The sequence below is a fragment of the Gilvimarinus chinensis DSM 19667 genome (genome assembly GCF_000377745.1).
In the GTDB taxonomy this organism is placed as follows: domain Bacteria; phylum Pseudomonadota; class Gammaproteobacteria; order Pseudomonadales; family Cellvibrionaceae; genus Gilvimarinus; species Gilvimarinus chinensis.
In genome coordinates this window covers 437,742-454,930 of record NZ_KB898707.1, presented here as the reverse complement: position 1 = coordinate 454,930, position 17,189 = coordinate 437,742, and the positions used below count along the sequence as shown (strand labels likewise).

At 53.3% G+C, this 17,189-nt stretch carries 11 protein-coding genes; 2 read left to right on the top strand and 9 right to left on the bottom strand.

What is annotated here, in order from left to right; genetic code table 11:
- The 4 genes from prfB to D568_RS0108040 all read right to left on the bottom strand — a co-directional run bounded on the left by prfB (window position 1) and on the right by D568_RS0108040 (window position 3,560).
- Window positions 1-1,096 (bottom strand): peptide chain release factor 2 gene (gene prfB / locus D568_RS0108055; RefSeq protein ID WP_157497752.1). Its coding sequence is split into 2 segments (ribosomal slippage): window positions 1-1,023 and window positions 1,025-1,096, totalling 1,095 coding nucleotides; the frame shifts between segments, so codons are not numbered across the junction.
- 92 nt (window positions 1,097-1,188) lie between these two features.
- A complete protein-coding gene (locus D568_RS0108050) occupies window positions 1,189-2,280 on the bottom strand; it encodes a permease (protein ID WP_020209080.1) in 1,092 nt (363 codons plus the stop codon).
- Between the two features lie 19 nt (window positions 2,281-2,299).
- Complete coding sequence (cueR, locus tag D568_RS0108045) at window positions 2,300-2,746, bottom strand: Cu(I)-responsive transcriptional regulator (RefSeq protein ID WP_020209079.1); 447 nt, start codon at window positions 2,744-2,746, stop codon at window positions 2,300-2,302.
- Between the two features lie 523 nt (window positions 2,747-3,269).
- Window positions 3,270-3,560, bottom strand: a complete 291-nt coding sequence (locus tag D568_RS0108040; protein WP_020209078.1) for a DUF4404 family protein — start codon at window positions 3,558-3,560, stop codon at window positions 3,270-3,272.
- 94 nt (window positions 3,561-3,654) lie between these two features.
- Here D568_RS0108040 and D568_RS0108035 point away from each other — a divergent pair, with 94 nt between their 5' ends.
- Together D568_RS0108035 and D568_RS0108030 are read left to right on the top strand one after the other, a co-directional pair.
- Window positions 3,655-4,092 (top strand): GtrA family protein, encoded by a 438-nt coding sequence (locus D568_RS0108035; RefSeq protein WP_020209077.1) that lies wholly within the window; start codon window positions 3,655-3,657, stop codon window positions 4,090-4,092.
- Entirely contained in the window at window positions 4,089-5,069 is a 981-nt protein-coding gene (locus D568_RS0108030) for a glycosyltransferase family 2 protein (RefSeq protein ID WP_020209076.1), read from the top strand. Before D568_RS0108035 ends, D568_RS0108030 begins: the two co-directional genes overlap by 4 nt.
- A gap of 16 nt (window positions 5,070-5,085) precedes the next feature.
- Here D568_RS0108030 and D568_RS0108025 read toward each other — a convergent pair whose 3' ends face one another.
- The 5 genes from D568_RS0108025 to D568_RS0108005 all read right to left on the bottom strand — a co-directional run bounded on the left by D568_RS0108025 (window position 5,086) and on the right by D568_RS0108005 (window position 17,184).
- A complete protein-coding gene (locus D568_RS0108025; RefSeq protein WP_020209075.1) occupies window positions 5,086-6,390 on the bottom strand; it encodes an MFS transporter in 1,305 nt (434 codons plus the stop codon).
- Between the two features lie 127 nt (window positions 6,391-6,517).
- On the bottom strand, window positions 6,518-13,129 hold the full coding sequence (locus D568_RS0108020) for a beta strand repeat-containing protein (protein ID WP_026286913.1): 6,612 nt from the start codon (window positions 13,127-13,129) through the stop codon (window positions 6,518-6,520).
- Window positions 13,130-13,245: 116 nt separating this feature from the next.
- Window positions 13,246-13,827, bottom strand: coding sequence for a phage tail protein (locus D568_RS0108015; RefSeq protein ID WP_020209074.1), 582 nt, complete (start codon window positions 13,825-13,827; stop codon window positions 13,246-13,248).
- Between the two features lie 184 nt (window positions 13,828-14,011).
- Complete coding sequence (locus D568_RS0108010; RefSeq protein WP_020209073.1) at window positions 14,012-16,486, bottom strand: ABC transporter permease; 2,475 nt, start codon at window positions 16,484-16,486, stop codon at window positions 14,012-14,014.
- A gap of 8 nt (window positions 16,487-16,494) precedes the next feature.
- Window positions 16,495-17,184, bottom strand: a complete 690-nt coding sequence (locus D568_RS0108005; RefSeq protein WP_020209072.1) for an ABC transporter ATP-binding protein — start codon at window positions 17,182-17,184, stop codon at window positions 16,495-16,497.
- Between the last annotated feature and the right edge of the window lie 5 nt (window positions 17,185-17,189).

The following is a 17,189-nucleotide window of genomic DNA, read 5'->3' as shown; positions in this document are numbered from 1 at the left end:
CTAGAGTCCGGCCTTAAGGCTCGCTTCAATAAATTGGTCCAAAGATCCATCCAATACATTTTGGCAGTTACTGGTTTGTACGCCGGTGCGCAAATCTTTAATGCGTTGGTCGTCCAACACGTAAGAGCGAATCTGACTGCCCCAGCCGATATCGGATTTGGTGTCTTCCAGTGCCTGCTTGTCGGCGTTGCGCTTTTGAATCTCAAGCTCGTACAACTTTGCGCGCAGCATTTTCCAGGCTTTATCGCGGTTGGCGTGCTGCGAACGCTCGCTCTGACATTGCACCACGGTATTGGTAGGCTCGTGGGTTAAACGCACCGCCGAGTCGGTTTTGTTAACGTGCTGACCACCGGCGCCAGAGGCGCGGTAGGTATCGGTGCGTACGTCGGAGGGGTCGATATCAATTTCGATATTGTCATCGATCTCTGGCGAGACAAACACCGAGCAAAACGACGTATGGCGACGGTTACCAGAGTCGAACGGCGACTTGCGCACTAAGCGGTGCACGCCGGTTTCGGTACGCAACCAGCCAAAGGCGTACTCGCCTTCAAAGCGAATGGTGGCACTTTTGATGCCCGCCACTTCACCGGCCGAGGCTTCTTCCAAGGTGGTTTTAAAACCCTTGGCTTCGCCCCAGCGTAAGTACATACGCAATACCATTTCGGCCCAGTCCTGCGCCTCGGTACCACCGGAGCCCGCTTGAATGTCTAGAAAAGCGCTGTTCTCGTCCATCTCGCCCGAAAACATACGGCGAAACTCCAGCTTTTGCAGCTGCTCATCAAGGCCGCTGATCTCTTCGATCACCTCATTGAGGCTGTCTTCGTCGTTCTCTTCCTTGGCCATCTCCAGTAATTCAGAAAGATCAGCAACCCCGGTATCCAGATCGTCGATGGTTTTGACCACAGCCTCGAGGGAGGCGCGCTCTTTACCCAAGGCCTGGGCGCGATCAGGGTCGTTCCAAACGTTAGGCTCGCCCAGTTCGAGTTCAACCTCGGTTAAGCGCTCTTTTTTGGTGTCGTAGTCAAAGATACCCCCTAAGCACGTCGGTGCGTGCCTGAAGGTCTTTAAGGGCTGTCAGGTGGGGATTAATTTCCATGAGAACTCGCCGAAAAATTGTCAAATAAAAGCGGCGCATTCTACCTTAGATACGCCCTCTACACTACCGTAGAGGACGCTAAATGCCGTGATTTACGGGGCAAAGAAGTTAAGTATCCAGGCCACCAGCAGCACCTGCGGTAAAACAACCGCGGGCAGTGCAAAGGCTGTTTTCCAGGATTTCATGGTGTCTTTTATCACCATGATTTCGGTGTAGTCGGTAGCCACTCCGGCCATCAGAAACAAGAAGCTGTTGCCGGGTGCTTTAGCGCGGTTCATTAAATCCGCCGCAATGGGGGTTGAACCCTCAGAGCACACCTCAATAATGGCCGCCGCCACCGTGGTTAAGAGTAAGCCGATCAGCGTTGGGCCAAACCATTCGGCGAACGCTTCGGTGGGCATTAACGCGCGAATCATAGCTGCCAGTAATACCCCAAACAGCAACCAGCGAATCACCATTCGCGACCCTTTTAACCCTTCGCGCCCGACCGCCGCCAAAGCTTTGGGTTTAAAGCTTGCCCGCGCCCATAACTCCTTCAGCTGGGGCACAATGGGTTCGACAGGCTGCTCGGCTTCGGGGGTATCCGGGTTTTCCGCCAGCTTTCGACGCCGTACAAGCGCATCAAAGATAAGCCCCGCCATCACCGCAATAACCATGGATAAAAGAATAAACGCCAATGTCCACGGCAAGCCGATTAAGGCAATCATTACCAGGGTCAGTGACAATGAGTTCCACGGGCTGGCAATCAAGAAGGCCATTACCTGCCCGAGGCTAGCGCCTTTTTGGTAAAGCTTCATGCCCACCATCAGGATTCCGTGGCTGCATAAGTCGAGAAATACACCCGCCGCTGTCGCACGCAAAATACCCGAAAATGAACCGCCTCGCCCAAGCATGGAAACCACCAGCGATTGCGGCACAAAGTTCAACAGCCCCACAAAGACAATGCCGATAACAACACCCCACCACATGGTGTTGAGAAGCTCGAACACACCGTGGGCCATATGCATCAACCACCCAGAGGCCAAGCCGCTCAGATACAAACCGTACAACAGCACACAACCAGTCAACGAGCCCCACAGCAGGTAATCCGGACGTTTCTTTGCCTGTGACTCCGACCCGCAACAACTGGAGTGCGCTGGCTTTGGTTCGGGTTTGTCAGGTTTGCTACAACAGTGATCACTCATGACTGTCCTCCTATTTGGCTCATGGCTGTCCTCCACTAGGCTCATGGCTGTCCTCCAACACTTGAAACGTCATTCGGCCATCAGAACGGGATAAATCTTGCAAAATGGCGCACTCTGACGCTTCGTCGCCACGGCACCGAGACGCCAATTGCGACAAGGTATCGCGCATCGCATGCAAGTGGCTAAGTTGCTCGTCAAGTTGCTCAATTTTCTGCTCCACGGCCCGCTTCACATCGGCGCTGTGGCGTTCAGTATTACTGTGCAACGCCAGCAACTCACGGCATTCATCCAATGAAAACCCAACCTTACGCGCACGGGCGATCAACGTCAGCTGGGCGATATTAGTCGGCGTGTAACTTCTATACCCGTTATCCATCCGACGGCTGTCTAACAGCCCCAATGACTCGTAGTGGCGGATGGCTTTCGCACTCAGCCCGGTTTCACGAGCGGCATCACCAATTTTCATAGCGGCCTCCTTCAGCGGTGTTCAGTGTTAAAGCAAACAATAAACCCTCCAGCAAGGTTAAGGTCAAGCTTAAAAAACAGCCATTTAATGGACGAGATTCGCCAGATCTGGCGTTTACATTGGCTATAAAGTCACTACCCGGGGCTGAAAATAATTCAGATCTGTATGATTTATTTCAATAAATACAATGACTTATATTATGTATTTGACATACAGGTTTAAATATTGAAAATAGCACTATAACAATGACACTCAGGTAGCAGTGGCGATGGAATATTTAGACGTATCGCACCCAGAATGGGATCGAATGTGGGAAGAGCTGGCCAGTTACCCGCTGAACGGTGGTGACCATTTATGCATTGAAGCAGGCCAATGCTGGGAATATATGGGATCAACCCAAGATCACCATCATCTGCGCCATCCGTGCCATCCCGTCAGTGGGAAAACGGAATATATCTATATTGAACGAGCTCGGTCAGCTGTGGGCTGGGCGTAAGTTTAACGGCATCCAGCCCAGCGAACACTACACCCCCATATTTTTCAGGGCATTGACGATTTGCCCTAACACCTGTGACACCTGCGGGTGATCTTCTTCAAACTCGCCTAACATCGCCTCCAAGGTATCCACCGGGCGCGGGTCTGGCGCTTCAGTGCTGCCTGCCACGTGGGTGTGGCGCTCAAGCTCGGTCATTAAACGCTGCTGTTCGGGACTGACTTCATCGTTGCCAAACAGATCGTGCAAGCGGGTAATCAGTTGATCGAGACTTTCCTGTGATTTTTCCTGCGGGTTATCTTGTGACTGGTCTTGTGACATAGTTGTCCTCACTTAAGTTATCGCCTTACGTTAAGGGTTCTAAAAATGGTATAACCCTTTGCACTATTAAAACCACATCATAACCGGAAAACCCGTGTCCGTTACGCCTGTTGAATCACAATCGGCCAGCGAGTCAACATTAAAGCGCTGGAGCCGTTATCTGTATCGCCACCAACTTACCCGCTTTTTATTGGTAGGCGGTACGGCCACAGGCCTTCAGTATGTGTTGCTGATCCTTCTGGTAGAGCTAACAACCTTGCCCAATGTGGTCTGCTCCGCAGCAGCTTTTGCGCTGTCGGCGGTCTATAACTATCTGGCCAATTATTATTTCACCTTTCAAGCCACGCAAAAACACAGTGAGTCAAGCATCAAGTTCGCCTTAGTGGTCGCTGTAGGCCTTGGGCTGAATACAGCGGTTTTTTATATCGCCGACGCGCTGCTTCCTCACTATTTATTAGCACAAATCGTTGCCACAGGCGTGACATTGGTAAGTAACTTTTTACTGCATAAATTCTGGATCTATAGAAAATGAAAAAGGAAACCTCACTCGCTATTGTTGTGCCCTGCTACAACGAAGAGGAGATGCTGCCTCAAAGCCTACCGGTGTTGCTGCAAACCCTCGATGATCTGATCGCAAAGGCCAAAATCAGTACAGACTCCCGCCTTTATCTGGTGGATGATGGCAGTCGTGACAGAACCTGGGAATTAATTAATAGCGCGTGCGAGCACTACAACGGCCGAGTTGCTGGTGTTAAGTTATCACGCAACAAAGGCCATCAAAATGCGCTGTTAGCCGGTCTTGAGAGTACGGACGAAGATATCATTGTCAGCATTGACGCCGACCTTCAGGACGACCCCAGCAATATTGAAAAAATGGTGGATGAATACCACGCGGGTAACGATGTGGTTTACGGCGTGCGCGCCGCGCGCGATACCGACACATTTTTTAAGCGCTTTACCGCCGAGGGGTACTATCACTTAATGCGCCGTATGGGGGTAGATTTAGTCTTTAATCACGCCGACTTTCGGCTGATGTCTCGCCGCGCATTAGACGCATTGCTGGAATACCGTGAAAGCCAGCTTTTTTTACGGGGTATTGTGCGTGAAGTGGGTTTTCCCTCAGCGAGCGTTGAATACGACCGACAGGAACGCGCCGCCGGAGAAACCAAATACCCGCTGCGCAAAATGCTCTCATTTGCGTGGCATGGTATTTCCAGCTTTTCCACTGCGCCGCTGCGCGCCATTACACTGCTGGGGATTATCGCCAGCGGTTTATCGCTGCTGCTGATTGTATGGGTGATGGGTACACGTCTCTTTACCGACAACGCTATTCCCGGTTGGACATCCATCTTAGTGCCCTTGTTGTTTATTGGCAGTGTGCAGCTGCTAAGCTTGGGAATTATCGGTGAGTACCTGGCAAAAATGTTTGAAGAACTTAAACAACGGCCGCGCTACCACTTGGAAAAAGTGAAGAAGCCCACGCGCACTTCATCGCAAGAAAATGATTAACGCGGGCGCAACATTTTTAAGCGTCGGGCAGGGTGCGAGCCAACAGTGCACCCGCCGCGCCCGCCGCCGATAACATCAAAATCGCCCAGCTTACTCCCAGGGCGCTGGCTATCCAGCCAGACATACCTAACAGCAACAGCACCACGCCAATAACCGTATTGCTCACCGCCACATAGTCCGTGCGCCGATTACCTTCGGCCAAATCCACCACATAGGTTTTACGCCCCACCCGCACCCCCTGATGTGCGATAGTAAGAAAAAAATACAGCACGGGCAGAACCATTGAGTACCCCAGCCAGTCGGGTTTTACACTATGCAGCGCAAACACGAATACGCCCAGTGCCGCTGTCAACCACGCGGCGACTATCATCACACCACGACTGGACGCATCGGCAAAACGCCCCCAAAACGGCGCCGAAAGTAAACTGGCTAAACCGCTCGCCAACAGAAAAAAACCGAGTAACGCACCCGAGCGCCCAACCTCTTGCTGGGCCAGCACCACGTAGTAAGGGGCCGTGAGTGCAGAACACAGCAATAAAGAACGGGTAATAACAAAACGTCGAAAGGGTTTATCGTCGCGCAGTAAACTCAACCGGCCAACCGCTTCGGTAAACGCGTTGCCTCCCCCTGAGGTTTCACCGGAAAACTCAATAACCCGTGCATAAATAACCGCCGCCAGTAACCACACCCCACCGGCGCTCAACAGCAAAATTGTGCAGCCCCAAACCGATAGCTCGCGATTGCTGACAATCAACCCCAAGGCTAGAGCAACCGTAATTAAGCCTGCGGCGCTGGCAGACCAGCCGTTGACCTGCCCTCGCCGACTTTTGGGAATGGTTTTTCCAAGCACGTCTTTGGCGGCAACCGAGCAAAGTCCGCGGGCTAAAGCGAACACCACCAGCAAGCCGATAATCGCCCAACCGGCTAACGCTCCGTCCAGGGTCCAAACAACGGCAGCCATGGCCATCATACAAACGGCCTGCAATACCGAACCGCCAACCCACACCCATTTGCGCACCGGCTGGCGTCTGATAAAGCTGGCAATAAACAGCTGCGGCAACAGCGAGCCGGACTCGCGAATGGGCACTAAAAAACCCAGCAAATACACAGGCGCTTGTAGCACCTCCAAAATCCAGGGCAAAACAATTTTGGGATTCGCCAGCGCATCGCCTAACTTGCTGAAAAAATAACTTAAGATCAGAGTAAAGAAATTGCCCGGCACTTCTTTGCAGGCGCGTTCGTCAATGGCCTTGCAAACGCGGGCATCTTCTTCATTAACGAGTTTATCGTAAAGGTTTTCGGAGAGTCTTGAGGGTTCCATAGCGCGAGTCTGATCTAAGTTTGACTCGACGATTCTATAACATTCGGGCAGAGGGTTTTATCCCACATTAAAAACTTGCGTCCGACAAATATACATCAGGGGCTCAACGGCCCCTGTTGCATGTCGCTCAACGTGTAAACAACCGGCGTCGGTGCCATACCGCACACCACAAGAGAAACAGCAATCCCCATGCGCCTATAGAGCCACCACCGCCATTTCCACCTGAAGCGCCAGGGTCAACGGGTTCTCCCGGCGGGGATGGAAGCTCTCCGTCACCGCCGCCTGCGCCCTGCGGCTTAACCACCGCACCTGGGTCAACCACGGTACGGTTGGCGCGGCCATCGGCGTCGTTGGCACCGCCGTCTTCAATGGTAAGCTGAACACACCAATGGCCTTCGATAAGCCCGGCCTGCCACTCATCGCTGCCCGGAGAAGGACAGTAGCCGGGACTGCCTGCGGCGGAGTGTAAGGCGTTATTAGCGTCTTCGGTGAAAGCGATCCATTGGGAATCCACCAGTTTGCGATAGGTGGCCTCGGCGGGAATCGCTTCGTTTAGTGCTATGGCAACCCGCACCGATGCACCCGCTTCGGGTAAGCTTTGAACCCTAAAATCAAAGATGCCACCCACCGTTTCAAACCCCTCATCGGCGGGTAAATCGTCCGCCGCCAGCTCTACCCCATAGGCAGAGGCGTGTGCTACCGAAGCGCCCAATGCGCAGCGCAAACCTGTCTCACACTGCATCAGGTAATCATCACCCGCGCCCTGACGCTGGGCGATCAAATGTTGTGGGTTGTGGCGGTCCTGATACGCGGGAATACCATTGCCATCCGGATCATCGTACCCCTCTTCTCTATCACTCATTCCGTCGCCGTCGGCATCTTCAGCACCTAACACTTTCAAGCTGTTCACCACCGCAAAAGTCAAGGTGGTTTCGCCCGCAACGCCCTGGGCATCAGTTACCTGAGCCATTAACTGGTAAATACCGGCGGTGAGACTTTCTGGGTTAAAGCTCAACACGGGCGCCTCACCTTGCAGTAAATCCATCAGGGTTTGATCACCGCTCCAACTGAGGGTGTAGTCATCGCTATTGGCATCTTCGATATCCAGCAGCAAATCCACCTGGGCACCGTTGGCGGCCACCAGCGAACGCTTGCGGCCGTCTTGATAGAGTTCAATAGACACCTCAGGCGGTAAGTTAGCCTCGGTAATGATTAACTCATGTTGTGCCCGCGCACCCACGGCAAAACCATGGACGCTGCCCGGTTCGGCATTGGCTTCGGGGGCAAGCTCAAAAATCACAGTTTCATCGGCTTCCGTTTCAGTATCCTGCAACAGGCTGACAGCTATCGTTTGCGAATAGCGGCCATCCAGCGCCTCGGTAAAGGTCACCTCGCGGGTCTCACTCAGTTGGTAGTCGCTGGCCGTAGCCGTACTCTCGGCTGACACTTGATAGGCTATGCTTACCGGGTACTCTGGGGCATCGCCGTTAAGATACACACCCACTTCGGCAATGCGACCTTCGGCCTCGCGCTGATCCATACCCAGCGATACCTGTGGCCAGATATCCAGCACCTGAGTCATCTGCACTTGGTTACCCGAAGCGTCTTCGGCAATCCAGACGATTTCGTGTCGTCCGGAGCGCAACCATTTAGGCCCGGCGTTAAAGCCCGCTACATTTACCTCGCAGCACTGGGCATCAATGGCATCGCTCACGCGCTCGCGCAAAGCCTGTTGTACGGTGGCGTCGTCGGCATCAAACGCAAGCCCCAGTAACAACGCCTGATTTACTTCAGTATAAAGTCCACTGGCGTGCAATATCGGCGCAGGGGGGACACTCAGCACAGGGGGTGTGACATCGACAAAGTCAGACGGATCATTCTGGTCGGTGCCATCAATACCCTCCTGATAATCACTGACGTTATCACCGTCGGTATCGACACCAGCGACCACGTTAATACTGAACGCTGGTAACTCTACACTGTGTTCACCATCACTCACCCGTAGAATAATGTCACGGTAGGTTCCTTCATCCGCATCGGCGGCAATACCGTTAATCACCCCAGTGGCCGGGTCGATGCTCAACCAATTAGGTGCGCCCTGTAAGGTAAACTGCAATGGGTCGTTTTCCGCATCGCTCGCTTGAGGGGCAAAACGATACAGGTTTCCGACTTGCACAGTCGCTGTGGGTGTACCACTAATAGTCGGCGCCGTATTTGATTGAGAAGGTGTCACGTTAATGTCAAAGCCAGGCAAAGTAGCCGCCTCGGCACCATCACTCACAGAGACCACAATACCCTGCACCAACCCGACATCGGATTCGTCAGGAGTACCACTCACACGTCCTGTCGTGACATTAATGCTCAACCATTCGGGGGCATTGGCAAGGCTAAAGCTTAAAGTATCGCCGCTGTCCGGGTCTGAGGCTGTGGGACTGAAGCTGTACAACCTTAGGGCTTCGGCCGTAGTTGATGCCGTTCCGGAAATTTTCGGAGCGTCGTTAACGGGGTTAACCGTAATAGTAACGCTGGCCATTGCCGACTCGCCGCCCTCATCATCGCGCACGGTATAACTGAAACTATCGCTGCCATTAAAGTTGGAGTTGGGCGTGTAGGTGACAGTGCCGTCGCCGTGGTTATCAACGCTGCCATTGCTGGCTGGACTTACCATTGTGACGCTGGTGATGTCGAGCGCACCATCGATATCGCTGTCATTATCAAGCAGCGAAATCAGCACCGCGGTGTCTTCATCGGTCACAACGGTATCATCGGTGGCGGTGGGCATATCGTTTACGCTATCAACGGTAAGGGTCACGGTGGCCTCATTGGACCACTCGCCCAGCTCGTCCATCACCCGATAGCTAAAACTGTCGCTCCCGAAGTAGTTCTCGCTCGGGGTGTAGGTGACCATGCCAGTGCTCGTGCTGACACTGACGGCACCGTTCGAAGGTACGCTTACAATCTCGACACTGGCAACATTCAGTGTGCCATCGACATCACTGTCGTTACCCAACACATTGATGTTATGCGGAGTGTCTTCCTGCAAGGCAGTGACGGTATCATCAGCGGCCACGGGGGCGTCGTTGATGCTGCTGACGGTAACGGTGACGGTCGCCTCGTTTGAAGTACCGCCAAGATCGTCGTCAACCTGATACGTAAAGGTGTCGGTACCGTTGTAGTCAGCATCAGGGGTGTAGGTAATGGCCCCGGTGGCGGCATTCACAACCGCAGTACCGTGTGCACCATCAGTGACAACCGCAACGGACATGGCATCGATGGTGCCGTCGATGTCACTGTCGTTGATCAACACATCAATCACGACCGAGTCATCTTCATCGACGTTGGCACTGTCAGCCATAGCCACGGGCACATCGTTAACGCCAATCACACTGACGGTGACGGTGGCCACATTGGAGATCAGGCCACCACTGTCTTCGATGGTATAGGTAAATGTGTCCGTGCCTTCGTACTCGGGTGCGGGGGTGTAATCGATGAGGCCATTGTTGATCACCGCCACACCATGAGTAGGCTCAGTGCCAATCGCCAGGGTCAAGGTACCGGGGGTATCGCTTGCGTCTACCTCAATATCGTTGCTCATCACATCGATGCTCACCAACGTGTCTTCGTTAGTGGCAACGGCATCGTTATTGGCAACGGGCGCATCGTTTACCGGGTTGACCGTAATAGTTACGGTGGCACTGTTCGAGGGCTGGCCCCACACGTCTTCGACGGTGTAAGTAAAGCTGTCAATGCCCTCAAAATTGGCATTCGGCGTATAAGTGATCACCCCGGTACCGGTATTAATGCTGGTGCTGCCATTGCTCGGTGCTCCACCGATCATAACGCTGGCCGCGTTTAAACTGCTGTCGCTGTCGGTATCGTTACCTAACACGGCAATATCAACCGCGGTGTCTTCATTAGTGCTGGACGTATCGTTACCGGCCACAGGCGCGCTGTTGGCGACGGTAAAATTCAGCGCAGTGGTATCGCTAATACCAGCGTAAGAGTTACCCCCAACGTCGGTAAACGCGTCGGAGCCAATTTGTAGGTAGTACTCAGTAAGCGGGTTCAAGTTTACGGGCAAGTCGACCGTAACGATACTGCCGGCCACACTGACGGCGGCGTTATCGGCGGCAATATTCGCGACGGTTAAATCGTCTGAGACCTGGCGCACGGTAATCGTATTGGCGCCGCTGGTGCCAGCCACTACCGCTTCCGAGAAAGTAAAAACCAGGTCGTCATCATGGCCAAAGTTTGTGGAGTTGTCGGCCGGTTGGCTGGCGGTTAAGGTGGGGGCCGCTGAGTCAATCACAATGTTTTTATTGGCCGCTAACGAGCCCGCCGCACCGGGCGAGGCCAAAGTTAAGGTCGCGGCGTTGCCAGCGGCATCAGTAACCGTGCCGCCGTTTAAGGCGAACGCGGTTGTGCTGGCATAGTCGAGATCGGTGGTGGTATCACCCGCTTGAACCGTATAGTTAAACGTTAAGGTATTGCTGCCAGAACCACTGCTGTAGCTCACCGAGCGATCGGTAGTGCCGGTTTCCAGCGTAAGCGTCGGTGCGCCGGTCACGCTCACGATCTCACTGAAATTCACAGCCAGACTGATCACATCGCCAACGCCATAAATACCATCAGCGGAGGTAGCGGTGACGCCCGTTACCGTTGGCGCAACCGCATCAAGGGTGTGGATGTCACCATTGGTAAAAGCCATCACAAAACCGTTGGTGCCATTACCGTTGCCATTACCATCGATAATATTGGTGTTGCTTTTTAGGTCTAAGCGCAGGGTGCCCTCGCCCGCTATATTATTAACCGTTACGGTAATCGCGCTGCCCGATGTCGCCGAGACGTTGGCGATATCCGCCGCAGTGGTGCCGGTGGTGGTCAGAGAAAAGTCATCCACACTGACGTTGCTAGCGGTTTTATCAAAGCTTACAACGTAGCTCACTGTGCTGGCATTCGCCGCCGGGCTGCCCGTTAGCGAAACACTGCTTACACTCGGAGGCGTGTTGTCGACAGAGGTAAACTGCGCGCTATCGGCGGTGCTCAAGCCTCCGGATTGGGCGCGCAAGTTAAAGGTCTCGGGGCCTGAACCATTCGGTGTGTAAGTAATTTGCATGTTGTTAAAGGTGGAAACACCGCTGCTTGGGGTGATCGATACCGTCGTGCCGCTGCCATCGGTATCACCCGTACCGCTCATGTATACACTGCCCGGGCCATTCACTTCATACAACGTAATGTCTGAGCTATAGCCAGTATCTACAATACCGAGCGAATCCACAGCCTGTACGACGGGAACCGTGGTCAAGCTAGTAGCACTGCCCGGTGACAGATTAAGTGGCGCCGGCTGCGTAAAGAACGTCAGGGCTGTCGCCACGACATCAGAGGTGACAGAGCTGGCATTGACGCTGGGTAAATCCGAACCCTCACCATCCTCATCATTCGCCGTTAAAGTAAAGCTTTGCTGATCGGCCGTCGCGTTATAAGTAAGGTTGGTAAAAGCGGCCACTCCACTGCTGGCGACAGCACTGGCATTATTTAACATTCCGGCACTGGCTTCAGTTAAGGTGATGGTTTCGGTAAAATCTTTATCGGTGTTCCCGAAAGCATCTTGTGCGCTAACCACCGGCTGCACACTCAGAGCTAAACCGGACACACTCCCCGCTGGTTGAGTGGAAAAGGCAAGCTCGGTGGCGGTCACCTCAATGGCCAAGCCCTTGCCATTACTAACCGCAGAGGTAGCACCCATTTGCGTCCCAGAGCCACCTACGGTGACATCGGTATCACCATCCACGCTAAGAATAAAAGTGTGGCCTTCCACCAGGTTAGTATTGTCATTGTAATAAGCGTTAATGGTATAAGTTTCGCTACCGCCATCGACAACTGATATCGGTAAGCTAGAAAAGGTAATGGTATCTGAGCCAGCATTGTAGGTGCCTGTTGCATTGGAGACATCAGGACCACTCAAACGCCAAGTTACTTTGCCACGTTCGAGATCAGTAGAAGTCCCCATCACATTCACTACAACTTGCGAGACAGTCATAGGAAGACCGTCACTCCCACCGCCATCGCTTAAGGTAAAGTCAAGTACACCAATCGCGGCAGCTGCGCTATTAATAGTGGTGGGCATAGCAACGGGTTCAACCAGTGCCAAAGACTCGACAAGGGAACCATCGACGTCCATAACCGAAGTATCACCAGAGAAGCTATCAAGATTCACATTGAGAAAGTCGGTGCTGGAAACCCGCACCTCATCCACGAGAATTTGACCAAAGTTAACAGACGCGGACGAACCATTCGCAACTGTCTGTGAACTGCTGACTAAAGCGCCATCCAAATAACCACCAACAGTTACCGTGTCCCCTGCCGTGTTGTTAATATACAGACTGCTAAATGCAAAGTTTTCACCATCAGTGCGCGCTATAGTAAAAACCTCGGTCGTCCCGGTATCGTATGTGCCCGACCTTAAATTAAGTGAGGGAGAGTTAATTTCGCCATACTCATTCTCCCAAGCCATGTCCCCGGCATCTCCCGCAGCGGTAAACGTATAGGTAAACGAAGCTCCGCCCAGGGTTCTGGTTATGCTGGTAGAAACCCCTGTATTATTATCAAAAGTATCCGTAAAAGTGGCTGCATAGGCCTGCGGTACTATTATCACTCCCACTAAGAGCATGCAGCCACGCAAAAACCATTGTGCTGCAGTTGATGTTGCGCTGCTTCTGGAAGGATTTTTAAACCGCATAAAGACTCCTGGCGCCTCTCTTTTTATTGCCAAATAAAATTCTGCTTTCTTACCGTCAAGCCAAGCTAGCAATGAGCGCTAACTTCACGCCCAGTGCAACTTTCGACAATACGCTGTTAACTTCGCGAAGGATAAATTCCTTCCAGTGCGATAATAAAATTGATACCTTGAAGGGGGTTGCGAATGGGTAACGGCTGGCCGCCACCGCCCGACGGGATATCTCCGGTCACAGGAGCCTCAAATGGTTTTAAGGTCACATCCGTCGAGTTTTCGCTGTAAAGCGTACCAGCCCGCCCAGCAGCCGCAATTGGCCCCATAATTTTGCTATTGCCTGGCTCGGCGGAGACATTCTCTGAGGATGTTGTAGCTGGAATAGCGACTGTAGCTTTCAGCTGTGTGGCACTAAGCTGGTGAGAGGGAAGCTCGCTTTGAGTGATTTGAACACTCTCTGTCCCGGCCAATTGACCTTGTTTGATATACTGTAATCCGTTCCCTTGCCCCATACCAACAGGTGCGCGACCACGCAAATCTGGCAATGCAAAAGAAGTTCTACCATCACCACCGTAGATGGTTCCCAATATCGAGAACAGCGCACTATGTTCCGAAATAGCTAACAATCGGCCATTGCAAAAAGCCCAACCGCGCGGCTCAAAATTACCGCCAAACATACTAATCTCACCAACAAATGGCTCCACCATAACTCTCTCCTTAATAGGTTTAATGTCCCCCCACTGCGTTCATTGCGATTTAAAATATTCAATAACAGTGAGTCAGTCAGGTTAGGCTCCCATAACCACCCTGAAAGAGACATTACAAAGAATTACAGCCACTGAAGCCAAGCCCTATTTAGGGCTTGACAAACCAAGAAGTGAGCAAGAAAGGTTAAGCCGCTTCGCGCAGTACAACCGCCGGTGGGGTATTAACCGCGTGGCGGCAGCTGAATGCGCCTATGGCGGCAACGAAGAGGGAGGTGACAACTGGCGTGGCCAGCCAATAAACAAAGTGAGGTTGTACCGGCACTTCAAATACGGCGATTTGCAAGCCGATAATCAAAGCCTCAGCCGCAATGGTGGCAATAATCCCGGCAGCAAAGCCTAAAATGGCAAACTCCGTCCAAACACCTCCGGTAATCAGGCTGCGACTGGCGCCTAAGGCACGCAGTAAACCAGCCTCTTGTTTGCGCTCATTAATACTGCCATTCACAGATGCAACCAGCACCAAGCAACCACCCAACAGCACCATCAACAACACCAACCCTACCCCGTCGCTTACCTGCGAAACAATCGTGCGTATTTGATTGATGATGCGGTCCAGTTCAATCACCACAATCGTGGGATAGCGGCTTAACAGCGTGTTGATAAAACTTTTCTGCTCAGGCGGTAAATACACGCTGGTCATATACATGGGCGAGTAGTCATCCAGCGCGCCCGGTTGGAAAATAAAATAGAAATTCGGCTGTAAAGACTCCCACTCCAGGGTTCTAAAGCTGGCCACTTCGGCTTGCGCCTGCAAACCACCAATTGAAAAAGTCAGTGTATCGCCCAGCTCAATACCGAGCCGCCCGGCCACTTCTACCTCAACCGACACACCCGCAAGGCCGGTGGCGCTCGCGGGCCACTCATCCCACCAAAGCCCGGCAACCACTTCGTTATCTGCGGCTAAGGTGTCGGACCAGGTAAGGGAAGCCTCTCGGTTTAACGTGTCTTCGGGTTTCAACTCGCCATTGATATGAGTCAGCCTGCCTCGCACCATGGGGTAAAGTTGCTCGACCCCGAGCTGGTTGCTATCCAACAACTGTTTAAAAGGTTCTACCTGCGCCGGGGCAACATTCAACACAAAGTGATTGGGTGCGTCCTCCGGGACTTTTACCTGCCACTCTTCAATCAACGAGGTACGCACAATCGTCAGCGTTAGCAACAGCATAACGGCCGTAGCAAAAACAACCACTTGTAATACGCTGGCTGAGCGACGGCGCTGAATGCTGGCAATGGCCAAACGCCAACGGCTTCCGGCCTGACTGCCGGCCTTTTTACCCAGAGACAACAAACCAAACGCCAGCAATGCGGCAAGGGCCGCCACCACCAACAAAGCCACCAGTACCGTTGCACCTAAAACCAAATCGCGGCCAAACACCACCACCAACAAAATCAAGACTGCGCAAGCCATGGCGATTTGCCACACCGCAGCGCCAGTGTTGATTGGCATGTCTTGACGTAACACTTTTATCGGGGCGACCGTTGGCAAAAACCAAAGGCTGGGCAAAGCGAAACCCACCAAGGCTACCGGACCACTTAACAGGCTTAATACGAACGTTTGTAGGCGCGCCGGAGCCATTTCAATTTGATACAGCCGATGCACCGCCACAGCGATCAACTCTTGCACGGCAAAGCCAATCAACAACCCGACAAACGCGGCTAATAACGACAAACTGACGAGCTGAGCCAAATACAAAAACCGAATGCGCGCCGCCTGCACACCGAGACTTTTGAGTAACGCCACCTGATTCACATGGCGCGACGCAAACTGCCGTGCGGCCAAGGCCACGGCAACTCCTGCCAGCAATACGCCCATTACTGCGGCCAACACCAGAAAGCGTCGGCCGGTTTTCAGTGTGCCCTGCAAACGCCTTTGGGCGTTTTCAATACCGACAATTTCTTCGTGCTCTGTTAAACGCGGTTCAAGCCAGGTAATAAAATCGGTTAAGGTTTCGGGCGAGGAGGCCAACAGCCACTGATACTCCACCCGACTGCCGGGCTGAATAACTTGGGTTTTGGCAAGGTCCGCCCAGTTCATCATAATGCGCGCGCCCATCACACTGAACGGACCACTGCCGTCGGGCTCACTGACGATCACTTTACTGGCGGTTAAGCTGTGCTCACCAATCTGCAAGCTGTCTCCCAGTGAGATATGCAGCAATGGCAACAGGCGCGAGTCCACCCACACTTCACCCACAGGCGGTATACCCGTTGCGCGCTCAACACTGGGGCCAGAGGTGGCAAAGGGCTGTTCGCTCAGATCAATGTAACCACGCAACGGATAGCGCGGCGCAACCGCTTTAATGGACGCCAGGTGCATCTCGTCACCAGCAAACACCATTGACGCAAAGTGAGCCACCTGACTGGTATCAATGTTCCGGCTATCTGCCTCGGCCTGCCATTCGGGTTGATGACGCTGGTTACTGGTAATCAGCCGGTCGGCGCCAAGCAGTGAGTTGCTTTGTTCCAGCAAAGTGGATTCCAGCCGATCGGTAAACAGCGCAATGGCACTGACCACCGTCACTGCCAGAGCCAGGGCAATGGCCAGCAGTTTTACCTCACCGCTGCGCCAATTACGCCAAAGTAATCGCAATGCCAGCATAATGCCTCCTAGAGCTCAGCGGCCGCGCCACTGATTAACAATTCTCCGGCGGCCAACTGAACCTGGCGAGCGCAGCGATTCGCCAAACGCTCTTCATGAGTGATGAGCACCAAGGTGGTACCCGCCTCGGCGTTCAACCCAAACAGTAAATCGTTAATAGTGTTACCGGTAGCGCTGTCGAGGTTACCCGTGGGTTCATCGGCAAAAAGGATTTCAGGCTCGCAGGCAAACGCCCGGGCAATGGCGACGCGCTGCTGCTCACCGCCGGATAACTGTGGCGGATAGTGATGGACGCGCGCCTCTAGCCCCACTTTGGCAAGATATTCTTTTGCCCGGGCCTCGGCATTTTTTTGCCCGCCCAGCTCCATCGGCAGCATGACGTTCTCCAGCGCGGTTAATCCAGGCAGCAGTTGAAACGATTGAAACACAAAGCCAACTCGCTCGGCCCGTACGCGGGCACGGCCCTCTTCGTCTAACTCGCCGAGGTTTTCACCGGCCAGCAATACGCGGCCCTGGCTGGGAACATCCAGCCCCGCGAGCAGTCCCAGCAAGGTTGATTTACCCGAGCCAGAAGCGCCGGTAATGGCCAGGCTTTCGCCCTTCTCTACGCGCAGATTAATATCCTGGAGGATGGTAAGATCACCACTCGCGGTGGTAACGGTTTTGCCCAACTGCTCGGCTTGAATCATATAAGCCATAAGGT

What these genes read in the sequence shown, in the direction of transcription:
- D568_RS0108015 (WP_020209074.1), bottom strand. Translation starts at nt 13,827, where the DNA reads ATGGTGGAGCCATTTGTTGGTGAGATTAGTATGTTTGGCGGTAATTTT.
- D568_RS0108025 (WP_020209075.1), bottom strand. Translation starts at nt 6,390, where the DNA reads ATGGAACCCTCAAGACTCTCCGAAAACCTTTACGATAAACTCGTTAAT.
- D568_RS0108030 (WP_020209076.1), top strand. Translation starts at nt 4,089, where the DNA reads ATGAAAAAGGAAACCTCACTCGCTATTGTTGTGCCCTGCTACAACGAA.
- D568_RS0108050 (WP_020209080.1), bottom strand. Translation starts at nt 2,280, where the DNA reads ATGAGTGATCACTGTTGTAGCAAACCTGACAAACCCGAACCAAAGCCA.
- D568_RS0108005 (WP_020209072.1), bottom strand. Translation starts at nt 17,184, where the DNA reads ATGGCTTATATGATTCAAGCCGAGCAGTTGGGCAAAACCGTTACCACC.
- D568_RS0108020 (WP_026286913.1), bottom strand. Translation starts at nt 13,129, where the DNA reads ATGCGGTTTAAAAATCCTTCCAGAAGCAGCGCAACATCAACTGCAGCA.
- cueR (WP_020209079.1), bottom strand. Translation starts at nt 2,746, where the DNA reads ATGAAAATTGGTGATGCCGCTCGTGAAACCGGGCTGAGTGCGAAAGCC.
- D568_RS0108040 (WP_020209078.1), bottom strand. Translation starts at nt 3,560, where the DNA reads ATGTCACAAGACCAGTCACAAGATAACCCGCAGGAAAAATCACAGGAA.
- D568_RS0108010 (WP_020209073.1), bottom strand. Translation starts at nt 16,486, where the DNA reads ATGCTGGCATTGCGATTACTTTGGCGTAATTGGCGCAGCGGTGAGGTA.